15 protein-coding genes are annotated in these 19,812 nt (G+C 56.6%); 9 read left to right on the top strand and 6 right to left on the bottom strand.

What is annotated here, in order from left to right; all coding sequences use genetic code 11:
- The first annotated feature begins 99 nt into the window (after window positions 1–99).
- The 9 genes from A6M21_RS12870 to A6M21_RS12830 all read left to right on the top strand — a co-directional run bounded on the left by A6M21_RS12870 (window position 100) and on the right by A6M21_RS12830 (window position 11,539).
- A complete protein-coding gene (locus tag A6M21_RS12870) occupies window positions 100–1,554 on the top strand; it encodes a chromate transporter (RefSeq protein ID WP_066669438.1) in 1,455 nt (484 codons plus the stop codon).
- Window positions 1,555–1,765: 211 nt separating this feature from the next.
- Window positions 1,766–2,152 (top strand): helix-turn-helix transcriptional regulator, encoded by a 387-nt coding sequence (locus tag A6M21_RS12865; RefSeq protein WP_066669527.1) that lies wholly within the window; start codon window positions 1,766–1,768, stop codon window positions 2,150–2,152.
- 101 nt (window positions 2,153–2,253) lie between these two features.
- On the top strand, window positions 2,254–2,694 hold the full coding sequence (locus A6M21_RS12860) for an OsmC family protein (protein WP_066669437.1): 441 nt from the start codon (window positions 2,254–2,256) through the stop codon (window positions 2,692–2,694).
- A 294-nt stretch (window positions 2,695–2,988) separates the two neighbouring features.
- Window positions 2,989–4,704 carry an MFS transporter gene (locus A6M21_RS12855; RefSeq protein WP_242868846.1) on the top strand — a complete coding sequence of 572 codons (1,716 nt, stop codon included), beginning with the start codon at window positions 2,989–2,991 and terminating at the stop codon, window positions 4,702–4,704.
- Window positions 4,705–4,841: 137 nt separating this feature from the next.
- A complete protein-coding gene (locus A6M21_RS12850; RefSeq protein ID WP_151191940.1) occupies window positions 4,842–5,309 on the top strand; it encodes a MarR family winged helix-turn-helix transcriptional regulator in 468 nt (155 codons plus the stop codon).
- Window positions 5,287–6,090 (top strand): ATP-binding cassette domain-containing protein, encoded by an 804-nt coding sequence (locus A6M21_RS12845; RefSeq protein ID WP_066669433.1) that lies wholly within the window; start codon window positions 5,287–5,289, stop codon window positions 6,088–6,090. Before A6M21_RS12850 ends, A6M21_RS12845 begins: the two co-directional genes overlap by 23 nt.
- Complete coding sequence (locus A6M21_RS12840; RefSeq protein ID WP_066669431.1) at window positions 6,047–6,883, top strand: ABC transporter permease; 837 nt, start codon at window positions 6,047–6,049, stop codon at window positions 6,881–6,883. The genes A6M21_RS12845 and A6M21_RS12840 overlap by 44 nt, the downstream gene beginning before the upstream one ends.
- 226 nt (window positions 6,884–7,109) lie before the next feature.
- Window positions 7,110–8,420, top strand: coding sequence for an efflux RND transporter periplasmic adaptor subunit (locus tag A6M21_RS12835; RefSeq protein WP_066669429.1), 1,311 nt, complete (start codon window positions 7,110–7,112; stop codon window positions 8,418–8,420).
- On the top strand, window positions 8,417–11,539 hold the full coding sequence (locus A6M21_RS12830) for an efflux RND transporter permease subunit (RefSeq protein ID WP_066669427.1): 3,123 nt from the start codon (window positions 8,417–8,419) through the stop codon (window positions 11,537–11,539). Before A6M21_RS12835 ends, A6M21_RS12830 begins: the two co-directional genes overlap by 4 nt.
- A gap of 159 nt (window positions 11,540–11,698) precedes the next feature.
- Here the strand turns inward: A6M21_RS12830 and A6M21_RS12825 are convergent, their stop codons facing one another.
- The 6 genes from A6M21_RS12825 to A6M21_RS12800 all read right to left on the bottom strand — a co-directional run bounded on the left by A6M21_RS12825 (window position 11,699) and on the right by A6M21_RS12800 (window position 19,136).
- Window positions 11,699–13,240, bottom strand: a complete 1,542-nt coding sequence (locus A6M21_RS12825; RefSeq protein WP_078060643.1) for a DHA2 family efflux MFS transporter permease subunit — start codon at window positions 13,238–13,240, stop codon at window positions 11,699–11,701.
- A gap of 65 nt (window positions 13,241–13,305) precedes the next feature.
- Window positions 13,306–14,517: an MFS transporter gene (locus tag A6M21_RS12820; RefSeq protein WP_066669425.1), complete on the bottom strand. Its 1,212-nt coding sequence runs from the start codon at window positions 14,515–14,517 to the stop codon at window positions 13,306–13,308.
- A gap of 304 nt (window positions 14,518–14,821) precedes the next feature.
- Window positions 14,822–16,168 carry a phosphomannomutase/phosphoglucomutase gene (locus A6M21_RS12815; RefSeq protein ID WP_066669423.1) on the bottom strand — a complete coding sequence of 449 codons (1,347 nt, stop codon included), beginning with the start codon at window positions 16,166–16,168 and terminating at the stop codon, window positions 14,822–14,824.
- Between the two features lies 1 nt (window position 16,169).
- Window positions 16,170–17,372, bottom strand: coding sequence for a nucleotide disphospho-sugar-binding domain-containing protein (locus A6M21_RS12810; protein ID WP_151191939.1), 1,203 nt, complete (start codon window positions 17,370–17,372; stop codon window positions 16,170–16,172).
- Window positions 17,272–18,387, bottom strand: a complete 1,116-nt coding sequence (locus A6M21_RS12805) for a carbohydrate kinase family protein (protein ID WP_078060639.1) — start codon at window positions 18,385–18,387, stop codon at window positions 17,272–17,274. Before A6M21_RS12805 ends, A6M21_RS12810 begins: the two co-directional genes overlap by 101 nt.
- Window positions 18,384–19,136, bottom strand: a complete 753-nt coding sequence (locus A6M21_RS12800; RefSeq protein WP_066669413.1) for a nucleotidyltransferase family protein — start codon at window positions 19,134–19,136, stop codon at window positions 18,384–18,386. The genes A6M21_RS12805 and A6M21_RS12800 overlap by 4 nt, the downstream gene beginning before the upstream one ends.
- Between the last annotated feature and the right edge of the window lie 676 nt (window positions 19,137–19,812).

The raw sequence follows: 19,812 nt of genomic DNA, 5'->3' as shown, positions 1-19,812 counted from the left end.
GTCTTATTTAAATAAAGTAATCACTTTTCGCGGGAGGTACGTGAACGATGTCACGAGCAACCGCTTCAAAAATCGGGTTACCGAAAAGGGGGATGCGCTATGTCCACGCAGGTGCGAAAAGAAAGCGTGCCGGTTGAAGCTCCGGCCGGACTCCGGGATATCGCCCGCACTTTTCTCGGTATTGGTCTGGCATCGTTTAGTCTGGCCGCTCTGGGCGAGGCCAAAAGATGGGTGACGGAAAAAAGAAAATGGTTTACCGACGAGGAATACATGCAGGGCCTCGGCCTGGCCCAGCTGCTGCCGGGGGCGCCCACGGTCAATCTCAGCGCCTATCTGGGCTATCGCCTGCGCGGCCTGCCCGGGGCGGCGGTAGCCACCGTTTCTTTTCTGCTTCCCTGCTTTGTGCTGATGTTGTTGCTCTCCCATTTGTACCTGCATTACGGCCGGGCGCCCCTGGTGGCTGGTCTTTTCCGCGGCCTGGGGGCGCTGGTGGTGGGCCTGGTCTTCAATACCGTCCTCAACCTCTGGAAATCAGGTGTGAAAACCGGATTTAACTGGCTGCTGGCGCTGGCCGGCTTTGCCATGGTATTCTGGTTCAAACTGGGCGTAATCAAAATTTTGCTTATTGCCGGTGCGGCCAGTCTGGTCCTGCTCCGGCTGTCCGGACGCTACCCCCGTTTGGCCCGGTGGGCCGGTGGCCGGAGCGCTGTCCGGGGAAAATGCAGCGGTTCCGGCCGACCGGCGGCGGGTGGAACCGGGGGCGGTGCGGATAAAGCGGGTAACCGGTCCGTTTCGCCTGCAAGGTGCAGCGATGCGTCCCCGGCAGAAACCAGTGATATGGCCCGTAACGGTTGTGCGCCGGATGATGTTTCCCCCCGGGCAAGGCCGGCCGGTGGAATTGAAGAGCTCCGGGCACAGAGCGCCGGACATGCGATCGCTGTTGCCACGGACCATAAAATATGGCGCGGTACGGTTATACTGGCCGTTTGGCTGGTGCTGATCCTGGCCGTTGATTTGCTGCTCATTCATCTCCGCACACCCCTGTGGCAGATGGGCACGCAGTTTTTGCGCATCGGCGCGGTGGTCTTCGGCAGTGGCTACGCCATGCTGCCCTTCATTCAGGACACCGTGGTCAACCAGTTTGCCTGGTTGACCAACCAGCAGTTTGCCGTTGCACTGGCCTTAAGCCTGATCACTCCCGGGCCGGTGACCATCATCGGCGCTTTTATCGGCTACAAGGTGGCTGGTTTCACCGGCGCGTTGACCGGTATGGTAAACATGTACCTGCCGGCCTGGGGCATGACCAACCTGGCGGCCGCACCTTATGCCCGGGCCGGCCGGGTGGATGCCGTCAAACAGGTGATTGGCGGCATCGTGGCTGCTTTTATCGGCACCCTCTGGGTGGTGGTGTTCAAACTGGCCGCGGATACACTGGTGGACGTTTCCGCCTGGGCCATGGCGCTGGCCGCCTTTGCCGTCCAGCGTTTCACCCGGGTGGATACCGTCTGGATCGTGCTTGCCGGTGCCCTGGTGTCCCTGGTGCTGTTCCGTTGAAACCTTGGCATCCCGAAATCCCCTGGTTACGGGCACCGTCTTGATACCGGCGCCTGCCGGATTTAATCCGGGTTTCCGGATCTGGAGAAATCACCGTACTGGCAACAGGTGCGGTGTTTTTTTACTGCCAGTTGCTGGTTAAATTGGAGTTTAAGCAGCTATTGCGGTATAATTATAACAAAGTATGATTACGGGGGGGATTGCCTTGTGCATGGATCACGGTTCCGGCCACCGGCACGGCGATTGCAAGTGCGCCGGCGCGCCGATGGAGCGGTTTGTTCAGCCCTGCCTGCTGCTTTTGTTACACCGTCAATCTACGCACGGCTATGATTTGATTCATAGCCTGGAGGAATTCGGCTTTACGGATAACGAGGCCGATCCGGGCACGGTCTACCGTAATTTGCGCCGTATGGAGGAAGAGGGCCTGGTTTCGTCACGCTGGGAAACCGGTGGCGGCGGTCCGGCGAAAAGATTGTACCGCTTGACGCCGGAAGGGGAGGAATTGTTGCATGCCTGGGCCGAAAGTGTGGAACATAATAAACAGAGGCTTGAAAATTTCTTGAGCCGTTACCGGCGGGAATTCAACACCGGAGGTTAGCCGTCCATACTGTTGATACGCCGCACTGGCGTAATTTTAAAAGGGTATTTTGATATAAAGGCAAGACAAAACCAAAATATGTCATGGAGGGATGTTTTTTTATGGCAAAAACCACTTTTACCGCTTCTGTCCGCTGGAGCGGCGAGGGCATGTACTGTCAGGGCCGGGCCAGGGGTTTTCAGGTGGCCGTTGATGAACCTCCGGAATTGGGCGGAAATGATAAAGCCATGAATCCGGTGGAATTGCTTCTTTGTTCCCTGGGTGGCTGTATGTCCGTTTGCGCCGCCGCCTTTGCCCCGGCCTGCCACGTGGAACTCAAGGATTTCCGGGTGGAGTTGGAAGGCGACCTGGATCCGGACGGGTTCTTGGGCAAAAAAAGCGATGTGCGCAAGGGTTATCAGCAGATCCGTTATCATATCCATATCGACTCTCCTTCGCCGGAACGGAATATAAAGCGTTTGCTGGAGTTGATTGAAGAGCGCTGTCCGGTGTCGGATACCTTGAAAGGCGTGGAAGTGGTGAAAAAGGTCACCGGTGAGTAGTTTTGCCGGCCTCCATCCGGTGAACAGGAGAAGCCCTTTGCGTGGAAGCTTCCCGGCTTGCTCCAGATCATTCCATCAGAAGTAAAAACGGCTGTTTTTCCCGTTCCGGGATGTGAAATAAGAAGGCGCCCAGTCTTCTTATTTTTTTGCGTAATAAGCAACATTGTAAGAATATAACTTTTTGCCGGCCGCCGGATCGGGGAAAAGTATCTATTGACAAAGCCGGCGGAAGTGGTAAAATTATTTTTCGTAATCAGAAATATTAATCCACTAAAGGAAAGAGGTTTGAAGCGTGTGAGTACCAGCATCGCATCAAGTGAGCGGGTCGGTCGGGTGGAGAAGCGGGTGGCGCCGGGATACAAGTGGATTGCTCTTTCCAATACCACTCTGGGTATCCTGATGGCTGCGCTCAACGGAAATATCATCATGATTTCCCTGCCGGCCATTTTCCGGGGAATTCAAATCAATCCCCTGGCCCCCGGCCAGTCCACCTACCTGCTCTGGCTGCTCATGGGGTATACGGTGGTCACGGCCACTCTTTTGGTTTCCTTCGGCCGCATTTCCGACATGTTCGGCCGGGTGCGCCTGTATAACCTTGGTTTTGCCATCTTCACCCTTGGTTCAATTTTGCTCTACCTCACCCCCGGTACGGGCAGCGCGGGTGCCGTTGAATTGATTGTCTTCCGCCTGGTCCAGGGCGTGGGAGCCGGTTTTCTTTTTTCCAACAGCACGGCCATACTGACCGATGCCTTTCCCCCCGCCGAGCGTGGTATGGCCATGGGGCTGAACCAGATTGCGGCCATCGGCGGTTCGTTGCTCGGTCTGGTTATCGGCGGTTTTCTGGCCGCCGTCCACTGGCGGCTGGTTTTTCTGGTCAGCGTGCCGGTGGGTTTGATTGGCACTGTCTGGGCTTATCTCAAGCTCAGGGAAACCGGTGTGATCAAAGGTAAGCAAAAGCTCGATTTGGCCGGCAACGCCACCTTTGGCGTGGGACTGACCATCCTGCTCTTGGCGTTGACATACGGCATCATGCCCTACGGACACTCAAAGATGGGCTGGGGCAACCCTCTGGTCATCGCCGGAATCATTTTAGGGCTGGTCTTGCTGGTCGCCTTTGTCTTCATCGAACTGCGGGTTGAACAGCCCATGTTCCGGCTGGATCTTTTCCGCATCCGCATGTTTATGGCCGGCAACCTGAGCGGCTTTTTGTCCTCCGTGGCCCGGGGCGGATTGCAGTTCATGCTTGTCATCTGGCTGCAAGGCATCTGGCTGCCCCTGCACGGCTACAGTTTTGCCGACACGCCGCTGTGGGCAGGCATTTACATGATGCCCATGATGGTCGGTTTCTTCATTATGGGACCTTTAAGCGGCTGGCTTTCGGACCGTTTCGGCGCGCGCGGGTTTGCCACCGGAGGCATGCTGCTGTCCGTGCTCGGTTTCCTTTTGCTCGTCACGCTGCCGGCGAATTTTGCTTACGCTCCCTTTTTGGTCATCCTGATCATTCTGGGCCTGGGCATGGGTATGTTTGCCGCTCCAAACACCACGGCGATCATGAATGCGGTGCCGCCGGAGCACCGGGGCGTATCTTCCGGTATGCGTTCCACGATTCAAAATTCCGGTATGCTCTTGAGCATGGCGCTGTTTTTCAGCATTGTCATTGCCGGTCTGGCCCACAACCTGCCGCCGGTGCTGTACCAAGGCCTGGTATCGGCCGGCATTCCAACCGCCTGGGCGGCAAAAGTGGCCGAATTGCCGCCCACCGGCGCGCTGTTTGCCGCTTTCCTGGGTTACAACCCGATGAGCAGCCTGATTCCGCCCGGGGTGCTGGCCCATTTGCCGGCGGCCAGCCGGGCCTATGTACTGGGCAAGGACTTTTTCCCGTTGACCATTGCACCGGCTTTTATGGCCAGCTTGCGCATCGCTTTTTACATTTCCGCCGCTATGTCCTTGATTGCCGCCATTGCTTCCTTTATGCGCGGCGAAAGGTATATTTACGAAAACAAGAGTTGATTTTATACCATCGGTTTTTCATTGAACCAGGGGTTCCCTCGCACCGGCGAAGAAAAACTCCTGGTTATTTTTTTTGTTAAAATATTTACCGTCAAACCTTTTGGGGGTATAATTAAAACCTGAAGGTGGTGTTTGAGGTGGATAATGAGGAAGCTGTCTTGACTGAAAGAATAGCCGACGCCCTCTGGCAGGTCTGGCGCGGCTGGCGTATGCTCTCTCATCCGGTGAAACAGGGCAAGATCACCCCCGAGCAGTACTGGATCCTGCATGTTTTGCACCGTTTCGGCCCGCAGCGCATAAAAGATCTGGCTGCACGCATGGGCACCGGCTCGAGTGCGGTGACCATCGCCATCAAACGGCTGGAGCGTGACGGTCTGGTTTGCCGGCAACGGGGCACGGCGGACGAGCGGGTGGTGACCGCCCGCTTGACCGATCAGGGACGAACGGTGTTTCAGGCCTGGCGGCGGGAAAGGCGCGTTGCGCTTTCCGCCCTTTTTGAACCGCTTGACGGGGATGAGAAGCGCCGGTTGTATGAGACGCTCTCGAAAGTACTGGACCGGCTGGAAGAAGGGGGGGTGCCGGTTGAAAGCCATTGTCAGGGTTGAGCAGCTGCAAAAATCTTTTGGCGGCCATGTGGCGGTGAACGGGGTCTCCTTCAGCATTGACGCCGGGGAGGTGTTCGGCCTGCTGGGGCCCAACGGGGCGGGCAAGACCACCATTGTGCGCATGCTGACCACCCTTTTACGTCCCGACGGCGGCCGGGCGCTCATCTGCGGTTACGACACGTGCCGGCAGGCGGGCCGGGTGCGCCAGTGCATCGGTTATGTGCCTCAGGCCTTGTCGGCCGACGGCACCCTGACCGGGTATGAAAATATGCTTATCTTTGCCAAACTATTGGGTTTGAAGGGAGTGGAAAGGGAAAGGCGCATCAATGACATGCTGCATTTTATGCAGCTGGATGACGCCGCCGGCCGGCTGGTACGCAATTATTCCGGCGGCATGGTGCGCCGGCTGGAGATCAGCCAGGCCGTGCTGCACTATCCCCGGGTGCTCTTCCTGGATGAGCCCACGGTGGGGCTGGATCCGGTGGCGCGCAAAGGTGTTTGGGAGAAGCTGGAGGAGTTGCGCCACACCTACCGGATGGCCATCCTGCTGACCACTCATTATATGGAGGAGGCCGACACGGTCTGCAACCGGGTCGGTATATTGAATCACGGTGAGATGGTGGCCACCGGCACGCCATTGGAGTTGAAGGAAAAAATGGGCGATCCCGCTGCTTCCATGGACGATGTGTTTACTCATTATACAGGCAATCAACTGGATACGGAAGGAGGGAGTTACCGTGAACTCAGGCAGGTGCGCCGTACCAGCCGGCGTCTCGGTTGAAGGGCCGGCTTCCGCGGCCGGCGGCGTAATACAGCGTACGCTGACGGATGTGCTGGCCATCGCGGAAATGGAAGTGCGCAAATTGCGCCATGATCCCACCGAGCTTTTAACCCGGGCGGTGCAGCCGGTGCTCTGGCTGCTCATTTTCGGTCAGGCTTTCAGCCGGGTGCGCGCCTTCGATACCGGCGGTGTGGCCTACCAGGCCTTTATGACCCCGGGCATTCTCTCCCAGTCGGTAATGTTTATCGCCATCTTTTTCGGCATCTCGATCATCTGGGAAAAAGACATGGGGGTTTTGCAAAAGTTCCTGGCCATGCCCATTCCCCGGGTGGCCCTGGTGCTGGGCAAGGCGCTGGCGGCCGGGGTGCGCGCGCTCAGTCAGGCGGCGATTGTTTTCCTGCTGGCCGCATTGATCGGCGTGCCCTTGCGCTGGCATCCGGTGGATTTGTTGTCGGCGGCCGGCGTAGCCATTCTGGGGGCGGTTACTTTTGCCACCCTGTCCATGATCATTGCCGCGCTGGTAAAAACACGCGAGCGTTTCATGGGCATCGGGCAGTTGCTCACCATGCCGCTGTTTTTTGCCTCCAACGCCCTGTATCCCGTTTCCATCATGCCCGACTGGCTGCGGGTGGTGGCTGCAGTGAACCCGCTCAGTTACATGGTGGACTTCCTGCGCGGCGCCCTGGTCACCGGCCAACTGGCCAACTGGCCGCTCGACGTGGGGGTGCTGCTGGCGGCCTGTGTGGCGTTTACCATTATTGCCACCTACCTCTACCCGCAGGTGGTGGCCTGATCTGTTTGTTGCGGCCGGTGATGGCCGGCTGTCGCCGGCCGCAAAAATTTTGCTGCCTCGGGTGGTGTACGCTTATCAAGTTAAGAATCTGTTAACCGGCTACTTTTTTATACAAAATCAGGATGAATCGTTTATAATGATGATGGTGCGGCCCAGGGATTCCGCACAGCGTTAAATGACTGTAGTTGACCGTTTTACAAGTAAAAGCGGGGAGAGGGAATATTTTGTGAAAAAATTGCTGGCCGAAAAAAAATTGATTGTTTCCGTGGTGCTGGTTTTGGCGCTGATTGTTCTGGTGGTCGTACTGCACGGCCGCAAGCCTTCAACTGCGGTTGCCCGGGGGCGGGGAATGCAGACCGTGCCGGTTCAGATCGTGACGGTCCGGTTGGGCGATTTGAGCAGCGTAAATACATTGACGGGAATGATCTCCGCCAATCTGGAAACCGCCGTGGGCGCGAAGGTGGCGGCCAGGGTGCAGACGGTATACGCGGATATGGGACAGGCCGTACATAGCGGAGAGGTGCTGGCTCAGCTCGATCCCAGCGATCTGGAAAAACAACTGGCCCAAACCCGGGCGCAGGTCCAGGTGGACCAGGCGCAATTACAAAGCGCACAGGATGGAACCGTCAATTCACTTGCCCAGGCCAAAGCGGCCCTGGATCAGGCCAGGGCCGGTTATGAACAGGCACGGGCGGATTACCAGCGATATGAAACATTATACAACAGCGGAGCGGCCACCAAACAGCAGTTGGAGCAGTCCCGCCTGAAAATGGACGACGGCCTGTCGCAATTGCAGGCGGCGGAAAAAGCCTATAACCTGGCTCAGAGCGGGGACAGTGTGGCGGTGGCCCGGGCCATGCTGGACAAGGATCAGGCGGCGGTAGCCATTATCCAGCAGCAGTTGAGCGAGTTGACCATTACTTCGCCGGTGGACGGGGTGGTGGCCAGCAAAAACATTGAAACGGGGGAAATGGTTTCTCCCCAGACGGCTTTGTTCAATATTGCCCAACTCGATCCGCTGCAGGTGACAGTAAATGTTTCCGATCAGGTCATTGCGGGCATTCATCCCGGAACGGAGGCGCAAATCAGCGTGCCGGAACTGGGATCGAAAACATTTGCGGGCAAAGTGCTCAGGGTAAGTCCGGTGCTGGATCAAGCAAGCCACGCCTATCCGGTGAAGATTCAGATCGCCAACCCCGGCCGGAACATGCGGCCCGGCATGACGGCTTCAGTGGTATTTACCGGGTTGAACACCCGGCCGGGTATTGTCGTTCCGGTGCAGGCGGTGGTGGAAACTCCCCAGGGGAGTGAAGTTTTCACGGTGGATAATGGTGTGGCGCACATGCACATGGTGCAGTTGGGGGCGGTGTCCAGCGACAAGGCGGTGGTGTTAAGCGGCCTCAAGCCTGGTGAACAGTTGGTGATTAACGGGCAGAACCTGCTTTCCGACGGCACCAAAGTGACAGTGGTGCAAAGCGCGGATCAGGCCGGGACCAAGGGAATAATCGGCCGCCTCAAACAGGGGGCGGGAAAATGAAAATAGCCGATCTTTCCGTCGACCGCCCCGTGCTCATCTCCATGATCATGGTGGCGCTGATCCTCCTCGGTTTGGTGGCGCTGCCCCTTCTGCCGGTGGATCTCTATCCCAGCCTGGACATTCCGGTGGCTATGGTCTCCACTTCCTGGAGTGGATCAACTCCTTCAGTAGTGGAGGAACAGGTGACCAAACCGGTGGAAGCGGTGATGAGCACCGTATCCAATGTCAATGAAGTGGATTCCATTTCCCGCAACGGCCAGTCAATGGTTATCGTACGCTTTAATTATGGTACCAATATGGATCAGGCCGTGGCCGACATGCGGGACAAGATCAACCAGGTGTCCGGCCGGCTGCCCTCGGACGCCGGGGCGCCGATGATCATGCGCATAGACCCGAACAGCATGCCGATCATGACCCTGGCCCTGGCCGGAAAGGACGCCAGTGTGGAGCAGCTGAAGCAGTTGGCCGACGATGTGGTGACGCCGCGCCTGCAGCAGGTGGGCGGCGTGTCGGCGGTCAATGTGAACGGCGGCAAAACGCGGCAGATCCAGGTGCTGGTGGACCCGTCCCGGTTGCAGAATTACGGTCTGTCCATCACCCAGGTCATCCAGGCGCTGCAAAGCGATAACATGCAGGGGGACGCCGGCCTGGTGAACAAGGGCAACCAGGAGATCGACCTGCATGTGAACGGCCAGTTCATCACTCCCGGTGATGTGCTCAATGTGCCGGTGCGCCTGCCCTCCGGCGGCACGATTAAGATTTCCGATCTGGCGCAGGTGAATGACGCCTATGCGGATGTGACAGAACTGGCCCGGGTGAACGGCCTGCCCTGTGTGAGCCTGGACGTGATGAAAATGTCCGGCGGCAATACGGTGCAGGTTTCCGGCAATGTACAGAAAGTTATCCCGGACATCAACCGGGTGCTGCCGCCGGGTGTCAAGCTGACTGTGATCAGCGACCAGGCCAAATACATCCGGCAGTCCATCGATACGGTGATCAACCACACCCTGCTCGGCGGCCTGTTCGCCCTGGTAGTGCTCTGGCTGTTCCTGCGGCGGGTGCGCACCACGGCGGTAATCGCCATTGTGATTCCCATTGCCATGATTTCCACTTTCGCCGCCCTGTACTTCGCCGGCCAGACCATCAATACCATTTCTCTGGGCGGCCTGGCCCTGGGCATGGGCTCCCTGGTGGACTTCGCCGTGGTGGTGATCGAAAGCATCTTCCGTTACCGCGAGTCCGGCTGCGGCGCGGAAGAGGCCGCCAAACAGGGTACGGCCGAGGTGGGCACGGCGGTCATGGCCAGCGCCTTGTCCCAGATCAGTGTTTTTGCCCCCATTGTATTTGTGCAGGGATTTGCTTCCCAGATTTTCATGCCCATGGCCCTGGCGGTGGTCTTTTCCCACCTGGCCGCGCTGGTCGGGGCGCTCACCCTGGTGCCCATGCTGGCGGCCAAACTGATGCGGGGCAAGTCCTTCAGTGTTGATCTGACCGGTGGCAGCCGTTGGAACCCGTCAGCCGTCTTTACGCGCGGGGTGGAAAAGTTAAAATCGCATTATGAAAGGTTCTTGCGCTGGGCGCTCAGTCACCGGAAAACCGTTCTGGCGGCCACCGTCCTGATGCTGGCGGGCAGTCTGGCCCTGATTCCCGTGGTCGGATTCGAGCTGATGCCCAACCAGGATCAGGGGCAGTACTCGGTTGGTATCAGTATGGCCCAGGGTACCAAACTGGCCGTGACCAACCAGGTGGCCGGGCAAATTGAACAGCTGATCCGCCATATGCCGGAAACGGATACGGTTTACACCGTGGTGGGCAGTCCGGGGGGAAACTTTATCTCTTCCCAGTCGGCCACCAACACGGCCAGCATCAATGTCACCCTCAAGCCGCTGTCCGAGCGCAAACGCAGCGTTTTCCAAATCATTGAGGAGTTGCGCAATAAAACGGCCTTGATCCCGGGGGCGCAAATCAACATTCAGGCCGCCCAGCAGGGCTTCGGCCGTTCGGGCGCGGCCATCCAGGTAGTTCTTCAGGGCAGTGATTTAAATGTGCTGCGGGAACTGGGCGACCTGGTGGCCGGGCAGATTGAACAGGTGCCGGGTACTCGCAGCGTGTTGAATACAATGGATAAAACCAACCCCGAATATGATGTGACCATCGACCGGGTGCGGGCCGCCCAGTACGGCATTACGGTGCAGCAGATATTAAACACCTTACGTGCCGACTATAACGGAACTAAGGCGACCAGTTACAACGCCGGTTCCACTTCGGTGGACGTGGTGGTCAAACTGCCGGAGGATTACACCCGCAATTACAGCCACCTCAACGACATTACCGTGGTCAGTCCCAGCGGGGCGCAGGTGCCTATTACCGCGCTGGCCACAGTCAAGCCGGCGGCCGGCCCGGCGGTGATCCGGCGGCAGAACCAGATGCGTCAGGTGACCGTGCAGGCCGACGTTTTCGGCCGCAGCGTGGGCCAGGTACAGCGTGACATCCAGACCCGCCTGGATCAGCTGAACCTCCCCGCCGGTTACAGCTGGCAGTTCGGCGGCCAGGCCAAGGATATGGCTTCGTCCTTCAAATCCCTGGGGTTGGCCATGCCGCTGGCTATTGTTCTGATGTACATGGTCATGGCCGGGCAGTTCGAGTCCCTGTTCAGCCCCTTCATCATCATGTTCTCACTGCCACCCACTTTTGTCGGTGTTATGCTGGGACTTTTGATCATGCACCACGCGGTCAGCGTAAATGCACTGATCGGTGTGATCATGCTCATCGGTATTGTGGTAAACAATGCCATTGTGCTGGTGGACTACACCAACCAGTTGCGCCGGAAGGGCCTTTCCGCCCGGGAGGCGCTCTGTCAGGCCGGGCCGGTGCGCCTGCGGCCGATTCTGATGACCACCTGCACCACGGTGCTGGCCATGTTTCCCCTGATGCTGGGTTACGGTGAAGGGGCGGAAGCGCAGGCGCCGATGGGTACCGTGGTGGTGTTCGGTCTTACTGTTTCCACGCTGGTCACCCTGGTACTGGTGCCGGTGATGTACACGGTAATCGGCGACCTGGGGGTGCGGTGGCGTGATTTCTGGCGTAAACGGCAGGAAACCGGCCGGATGGCCGGCTGAGCAAAGGGAGCGCCCGGATTGTTCCGGGCGCTCCTTTTATGCTCGGGGTAATGTAAAAGGATGCACTATTAAGTATCTAAGATACGGCTTGACTTGTGAAAAAGACGTCTTTGTATATGGACCGGGATACCCGTTGGTATGAAATTTTGCCCGGTATAATCAAGCATCTCTGGTTTTCAAGAAAAATACCACCGGAATGGAAACAACCGTAATTCCGACGCTGATTAAAAAACAGTCGTCCACTGCCCTGGTCATGGCCTGTTGTTTTACCAGCAGTGCAATTATAGTCAGTGCGGCGGCGCGGGCACCGGCAATCGCCCCGGTTGGGTGGCTTTGCATCACGGCTTGCAGTTTGGCGATCACATTCGCCGTCAGCGGTTTGAGCCAGGTAACACCCCATGATATTGTGTCATAGTGATATGTATCCCGTGTGTTTAACAGATAAGTGTAAAAGGCCACTCCAACAGCGCCGGCGATTTGTCTGACCAGACTGTTCAGGGCGGTGGCCCGGTTGATCAGTGAACGGGGAACCGTATTCAATCCGGCGGCCGTGACGGGCAACATGAAAATGCCCATGCTCAGGGAACGGATCGCAAGCAAAAACTGCAAATGATGATAAGAAGTATTGAGATTGACTTTGGACAGCTGATAAGTGGCCAGGGCCAGAAAGGGCATCCCGGTCAGGCAGAGCGGGATGGCGCCGAAACGGTCAAAGAGGCGTCCGGAAAAGGGGGTGATCACGCCCATGGCCAGAGCGGCCGGAATCATGAGAATACCGGCTTTAAAAGGCGAATAGCCAAGCAAATTCTGTACGAAAATGGGGGTTAAGTATACGCTCGCATACATGGCAACTGTAACCAGAACGGTGCTGATTATGCTGGCAGTAAATATTTTGTTTCTAAAAAGCGACAAATCAAGTAACGGTTCGGATCTGGTGGATTCCCACAGCGCGAAAAGCAGCAGGGCAAAAAAACCCGTCACCAAAAGCATCACGATGTAATAGGATCCCCAGCCTTTATCCTGCCCCTGGCTGAGGCCCAGCAACAAGGTGAAACTTCCCGCCGCCGCCAGGAGAAAGCCCGCCACATCAAGCTTCAAATTCCCCGCTGCCCTGGTTTTGGGTAGGAGGAGCAGGGCCATGAGAATGGATAGCAGACCAAGGGGGATGTTGAGCAAAAAGATAATATGCCAATCGTAACGGTCGATAAGAAACCCCCCCAGAGCGGGACCGAAGGCGGGCGCCATGGCCATGGCGATACCCCTTATTCCCAGGGCGGTACCGATTTTTTCCCGCGGTACAAGCAGATAAACAAAGGCAGTGGTAACTGGCATGATGGCGCCGCCGCCAACGGCCTGGATCACCCGTCCGGCGATTAAAACTTTCTCGTTTGGTGATAAACTGCAGATGGTGGAGCCGGCGGTGAAAACCAAAAGGCTGAGAATATAGAGATTTTTTAAGCCCACCCGGTCGCCCAGAAAACCCGTAATTGGAATCATCACGCCGGCCGCCAGCAGATAGGCGGTCAGCACCCATTGGATGGTATCGGTGCCAACGCCGAAAATAGCCATCATTTTGGGGATGGCCACACTGACAATGGAAGAGCTCAGGAAGGCCATAAACGCACCGATCAATAAAGCCAGTAAATTGGCCCAGGGCATTGCCGTCGGTTGGTTCTGCCCGGTTCCGGTTTCTGCTGTCATAAATCAAAACCCTCCATCCCAATGGGTTCACATATAATAATGGCCGCTAAAAAATACAGTGGCCATTAATCCGAAACGGTTTCCCGCCTGGAAGCGGAATAAAAGAATATTACGGAAACCAGGATGAACAGGGATGCCGCGGCGTATAGCGCCGTTTTAAATCCGGCCGCCGCACCGATTAATCCCAGTACAAACGGCCCCAGGACAAAACCGGTGTCGGACACCGTACGATAAACGCCTACCGCCATGGAATAAAGCCCCCTGGGGGTGATATCCATCAAAAAAATATTCCTGGCCGGACCGCCGAATCCGGAACAAAATCCCCAGAGCAAAGAGGCCAGTACAAAAAGTGCCAGGCTGTTGCTTAAAGCGTAAAAAGCAAGGGCCGCTGCGGATAAAAAGCCGCTGATGTAAACCACCGGCCGGGCGCCGATGCGATCGGGCAGATTGCCGAGGAAAAACAGGGTCAATAAATTGATCCCCGTAGCGAGAGTCAGGGAAAGTCCGATCACCGAGGCGGAAAGCCCCAGTGTCTGCTGGCCGAGCATGGGAATAATCAGACGCCGGCTGGCCACCCGGCCAAAGAAAAAGGTAAAGGCCATGGCGCTGATTAAAATAAACCCGGCTGTGTGCAGAAAGCGGGCCAATTCGCGTTTTTCCCCCTCTTGTCCGGGTTTGTGCCCTCTGTTTGACATTCCGCCGGCATCGCGTATGCTTACGGAAGCCCAGATAAACGAGGCAAAGGCCAGGATGGCGTAGATGACATAAACGGCCCGGAAGCTCAAAATATCGGCCAGCACACCGCCCAGCAGCGGTCCGATTCCATTCCCGCCCCGGCGGACGGACTGATACAGGCTCATAATCCGGCCGCGGTTGGGTTTGTTGGCTACCAAATCGGCCAGGGTGATCATGGTAATGGTGTTGACCAGCGCCGCCCCGGCCCCCTCAAGCAGGCGCGCCGGAATCAAAAGCCAGTAACTGTGCGTTGCCGCGGAAATGATGGCGGCGGCAAGGATCAGTAATGGTGAGGCGCACAGCAGCTTGCGCCGGCTGATCTTGTTGGCCAGATAGCCCGCCGGCAAATCAGTCAGCATACGGCTTATTCCAATGGTTCCGACGATGGTGCCGGTAAGGGCGATACCCGCTCCCAGGGAATGGGCATAAAGCGGTAACACGGGCATGGTTAATCCGGACCCCAGATCGATGAGCAGGAGTTCCAGAAGCACGGCGATTAAGGCTGAATACTGGCGGAGATTTGTTCTCTTGGATAACAGCATGTGGATCATCCTTATGATTGCTTGCTGACACGCCGCCCCGGTTCCTTCAAGCAGGCGCGCCGGAATCAATAGTCAGTAAACTGTGTTATATTAAAAATAAGTTAACAATAAATAATTTAGCACAGTAAAACTAGATTGGCAAGCAAGTTTTTTGGTAAACGAAATGTCCGTCCCGACCGGCGGAAAAAACGCCCGGCGGCAAGCGGCTGTGCTATGCCTTGAAACGCCTGCACGCAACGGGCCGAAAGAATCAATCAGTCTGCGTACCGGCGTTTGAGGCCGGCCGGGGCCAATGTGCGGAGGTTTAAGCACCGGCCAGTGCTTTTTCCGCTTTGGCCCGCAGTTCTTCCGGAAGGGCGGATAGCATCAGACTGATAATGAAGGACAATCTCTCCCCGGTTTTTCCCTCAAACCGGAAAGTGAGAATGGGTTCGGTAACCGAGGGACGGATCATGCCCCAGCAGTCCGGAAATTCCACCCGCACACCATCAAGGGTGGATACGGGAAACCGGGACAGCTTTTTTAACACTCCGTCCATTATTTCACCGGGATCACCGGCAAAAGGCAGGCGGATGTCCGGTGTGATCCGGTAATGCGGCAGTTCATCGTTCAATCTGGAAAGGGTGGTCCCGCTTTCCGCGAGCAGTTCGGACAGGACCAGGGAAGAAAAAAGGCCGTCGTCGAAACCCGGCTCGCGCCAGAAAAAGTGGCCACTCAACTCCCCGGCCAAAATGGCGTGACTGGATAAAAACCTGCTCTGGACGAAAGTATGCCCCGATCTGGCCATCAGCGGCGTGCCGCCATGACGGGAGATTTCTTCCGGCACAATCAGCGAGCATTTGGAGTCGTAAACGATGGCGCCTTTTCCACGGGACAGCAGATGACGGGCCAGCATGGCCAGCAGGCGGTCATTGGCAACCACGCCGCCGCTTTCATCCACCAGGGCCACCCGGTCACCGTCCCCGTCATAAGCGATACCCGCCGCGGCATCCTCCGCCACCACCCGGCGGCGCAAGTCCCGTAAATTTTCGGGCAGTGCCGGGTTGGGCGGCCGGTTGGGAAACCGCCCGTCGGGTGTGCAGTAAAGTTCCGTCACCTGGTAGCCGAGGGAGCGGAAAACATGCGGTGCGATCAGGGAGCAGGCTCCGTTGCCGCAGTCCAGCACCACCTTCAACCTTCCCGGTTTGAAATGTCCGGTCAAATAATTGCGGTAGCGGGACAACCATGTTTCATCCCGCCGGTAGCTGCCCCGGCCGGTGACAAAATCACGGCCGGTAATGATTTGCTCCAAAAGAGTCAGTTCTGCCGGTTGCACCGGCCGGCCGGCAAAAACAATCTTGAAACCGTTGTATTCCGGCGGATTGTGGGAAGCGGTGACCATTATTCCGGCGGCGGTCCCGGCGTGGCGGACAGCGAAGTTGAACGCCGGCGTGGTTAAAATGCCGGCGTCAATCACCCGGCAGCCGGCAGCGGTCAGTCCGTTGCACAGGGCCGCTTTTAAGGCGGGGGTGCTCAAGCGGACATCACCGGCCACCAGCACTGTTTGTGCGTGAATATAACTGCCGGCGGCCAGTCCCAGATTACGGGCGTCCCGCTCCGTCAGCTCCCGGTTGTAAACGCCCCGGATGTCACAGGGCTTAAAAATGCCCATTTCAATCCTCCACCGGTTTTCCGCGCACCAGCTCTTCCACCCGGGCGGCCGCTCCTGCCGCGCCGCCGTATCTTTGTCCCAGCTTTTGCAAAGCTTGCGCGCCGGACCGGTAGTTCCGTCCGGTTAAAAGCTTTTTTACCGCTTCCGCCAGCACGAACGGGGTGAGGCTGTTTTTGTCCAGCACGATCCCGGCCCCGTGTCCGGCCAGTACCGCCCCGTTATCTTCCTGTTCAGCCATGGAGGGGATCACCACCGCCGGGCGGCCGCAGGCGATGCAGTTCATCAGGGTGGAGGAGCCGCCGTGAAAAACAACCGCGTCGCTGGCCTTGATCAGCTCCATGCCCGGTACGAATTGGTGCATGGATACGTTTGGCGGTGGATTGAAGCCGGCCGCCCGGTCCGGGTCAAGGGCCAGGCCGGTGGACACCACGCCGTTTGTTTCCGGTTGTTCGCGGAACATGTCCAGGACCAGGGAAAGAAACTCTTCCCCGAGCAGGGGCGAGCCACCGCCAATGGTTACATAGACCAGCGGTTTATCCGCGCAGCCGGCGTGGCGCTTCTTCAACTCTTCCTGTCCGGGCAGGCTTTCCGGTTTATCCACCGGCAGCGGACCGGTAAAATGCAGCTTGTTTTTCAAAGCCGCGCCCCATTCATCAAAAGCAGGCGTAAGCGCCTGTTCGCCCAACTCCGGCATCCCTTCCATGAGGAGCAGTCCGGCTGCTTCCAACACCTCGTAAATATTTCTCCTGCTTGCTTCCTGATTGGACAGGCGCCTGGTAAAAAGAGCAATGGTTTTGGGGCCGTGCGGCTGTAAAAAGATCAACACCGATGGAATACCGGCCGCTTTGGCGGTTAGCGGTCCGGTTAAATTGCCGCAGAGCATTACATCCGGCTTCTCCGTTTCAATTGCTTTTTTTTCCGCTGCCGCCATTTGCCGCATAATTTCTTTTATTTTAACCGTTATTTCTTCCTGTTGTTGTTCACCGGCTTTAAATAACAAACCGGCGGGAAAATCCATTTTGGGCATGGGGGGCAGCTCAAGCAACCTGAGACCGTAGCCTTCAATCACCGGGATCAGCTTTTCACCGGCCAGAAATGCAACTTCATGTCCCCGGCGTTGAAGTTCTTTTGCCACCGCCACTACGCGCATGGTTTGTCCCAGTACCGTGCCCGTGCCCATCTGACTGGCGCACAAAACTTTCACTGTCGCATCCTCCCTTGAATTCGTGAACGATCAGTTGCTTTCTGGACAGGAAATCGTCCAGCAGCGCATGCAGATAATCCCTGTAATGATGGTAAATGATGCCGTTTATTTCCGGGTGGGAGGGGAAAGCGTTCACTTCCCGGAAAGTGGCTTTCAATGAACCGAGAGTGTTTCCCAGGATCACGGCGATTAACGGATAACGTCCGTGTTTGACATAAGAATAAACAAATCCGGCCGAGGCCGCGTCACCGCACCCGGTGGTGTCCACCACCGGGCCGAGGCCGGTTATGGTGGGTACAAAAGTCCAGTAAATGCGTCCTTCCCGCCTCCAGGAAACGATCGACGACTGATCACCAAAGGTTATCCAGCAAACATCAAGACCGTTTTTGATCAGCCCGGCGGCGAAAAAGACGAATTCCTGCTGTCCGTGCAGCGGCCGGGCGGCCACCCAGGCAGCCTCTTTTTCGTTCATTTTCAGCACATTGATGCATTTAATCCATTCCTGTGCATTGGACCATATTTTGTTAAACCGCCGCCCGCTGTCGTCCACTCCGGTGACCAGACCGTGGACGTCAAGAAAAATGGTGGCCTGTGAAGAACTGCGCAGGCTTTGCACGCCCCTTAACGGTATATCTGTTTCATTCAGAGGCATCAACAGTACGGCCCGGCATTCCGCCAGCAGAGCCATTTCGGCCGCCGTCAGCGGGGGCATTATATTCAGCTGGCGTCCCCGGCGCTCAAATTGATTGACGTAGGTCAATTCAATCCGTGCCGTTCCTTCCGGGACAGCGGTCAGTCCGGACAAATCTATATTGGGGTGGGCCAGCAGGGAGGACGTTGTTTCAAGATCCGCCGGGGACAGGTGGGAAAGGCAGAGCACCTGATCCTGACTTCCCTCGAGAAGTTTGGCCAGGGCATAAGTAGTATATGCCGCCGCCCCGTATTTTTCCATTTGTTCGCCTGTAGTCAGCAAAACCCGATCCCTGGCGATTGGTCCGGCAATACCAAATCTCATTGATTTTTCTCTCCCTGGCCCCAGGCCAGAATCTGTGCCAATTCGGCCGGGGGAAGATTGATCAGTCCCTCGTAATCGCTGATCCGCCCCACGTCCCACCAGGGATAATCACGGACAAAGCCGTATAAGGGGACCCCTTTTGTGATCAGACGGGGAAAGACATCGCCGGGAAGGTCGACTTCGTTTTTCCCGGGCGCGAGTTTTTCAATGTAAGGGAAAATCCGGCCGTCCAGCACATAAGTGCCCGTACTTACGGGCCGGCCCAGGTTTTCTTTTTCGAAAAACTTTTTCACCCGGCTGTCCGGGCCGAGCTCAGCCGTACCCACTTCCAGGCGGTAGCGCGTGGAAAAGGCTATGGTTGCCGGACCGCCGTGCTCACGGTGGAAATCCAGCATCTCCCGGTAATCCAGGTGGCTGACGGTGTCTGCGGGGACCACCAGGAACGGTTCTTTTCCGGCCGGCAGCAGGTTTTGGGCCCGCCAGATTTCACCGGCCTTGCCTGCCGGCGCTGCGCCCCGGCTGTAATTTATGGTTACATTCCACCTGTCGCCCCGGACGAAATATGTCTCAATTTGTTCTGCCAGGTGGCTGACCGCCACCACGAATTCCCTGATCCCATATCCGCTCAGGGTGAGCATGATCCATTCCATCAGTGGTTTGCCGTGCAAGGGCAGCATCGGTTTGGCTATATACTCGGTCAAGGGGTGCAGGCGGGTGCCCCTGCCTGCTGCCAGTATGAGTGCCTTCAACAGCCGCCACCTCCGTAGCCAGTTTCACAACAGCATTATTTTGTCTCCGGATAGAAAAATAAAACGGTCTCGCCGGTGGTTTTAGGGATGGAATTGTGTTTATGGGGAGCATGGTAACCGGCGGAAGCGGTTGTTATTCAAAAAAGTTTTTGTTTCTGGATGTTCCGGACGAGCGGGGACGGGTTTTGGACGGGAGTGGAAAAATAGTACGCGGCAGGAGCGGGGGCCGGTAAAAAATCTGGTTGACCAGTTAATTGGACTTGTCAAGGTGTGGATTTCATGATATAGTCTTTAGTGATAGTCCTCACCATCACAAGTTCTAAAATTTGTATACCTCAAAAAGCAGGAGATTAAAAATTGATGTCGAAACCGTATATGTGCATGTGGTAGCAATCACCTGCTTGCATTTACCAAAACCACTTAATTTGATTATAATTTTTTTCACCTCAGATTTATATCAGCCAGCAGACACTTTTTGTTTTTTCATGCTTTTAAACTTCAGCCCGGGCCGCCAGATGAAACCGTTAAAGAAAGATTAAAGAATTGCGGCGGTCCGGCAGGGTTATTTCTTATGATTACAGGGAGGTGGTTTGTTCACAGGGAGAAGGAGAATGTCAATGGCCACGGAGTTTGTTAGATCCTAATCAAACCTATTTAGGAGGTTGAGTTATGCCCA

The organism is Desulfotomaculum copahuensis, assembly GCF_001655685.1.
GTDB lineage: Bacteria > Bacillota > Desulfotomaculia > Desulfotomaculales > Desulfovirgulaceae > Desulfotomaculum_G > Desulfotomaculum_G copahuensis.
Note: the sequence above shows the minus strand (reverse complement) of the source record. Positions and strands in the feature narration are given on the sequence as shown.

Coding starts and splice junctions, on each gene's coding strand:
- A6M21_RS12870 (WP_066669438.1), top strand. CDS start 100: ATGTCCACGCAGGTGCGAAAAGAAAGCGTGCCGGTTGAAGCTCCGGCC.
- A6M21_RS12865 (WP_066669527.1), top strand. CDS start 1,766: ATGGATCACGGTTCCGGCCACCGGCACGGCGATTGCAAGTGCGCCGGC.
- A6M21_RS12860 (WP_066669437.1), top strand. CDS start 2,254: ATGGCAAAAACCACTTTTACCGCTTCTGTCCGCTGGAGCGGCGAGGGC.
- A6M21_RS12830 (WP_066669427.1), top strand. CDS start 8,417: ATGAAAATAGCCGATCTTTCCGTCGACCGCCCCGTGCTCATCTCCATG.
- A6M21_RS12825 (WP_078060643.1), bottom strand. CDS start 13,240: ATGACAGCAGAAACCGGAACCGGGCAGAACCAACCGACGGCAATGCCC.
- A6M21_RS12820 (WP_066669425.1), bottom strand. CDS start 14,517: ATGCTGTTATCCAAGAGAACAAATCTCCGCCAGTATTCAGCCTTAATC.
- A6M21_RS12815 (WP_066669423.1), bottom strand. CDS start 16,168: ATGGGCATTTTTAAGCCCTGTGACATCCGGGGCGTTTACAACCGGGAG.
- A6M21_RS12805 (WP_078060639.1), bottom strand. CDS start 18,387: ATGAGATTTGGTATTGCCGGACCAATCGCCAGGGATCGGGTTTTGCTG.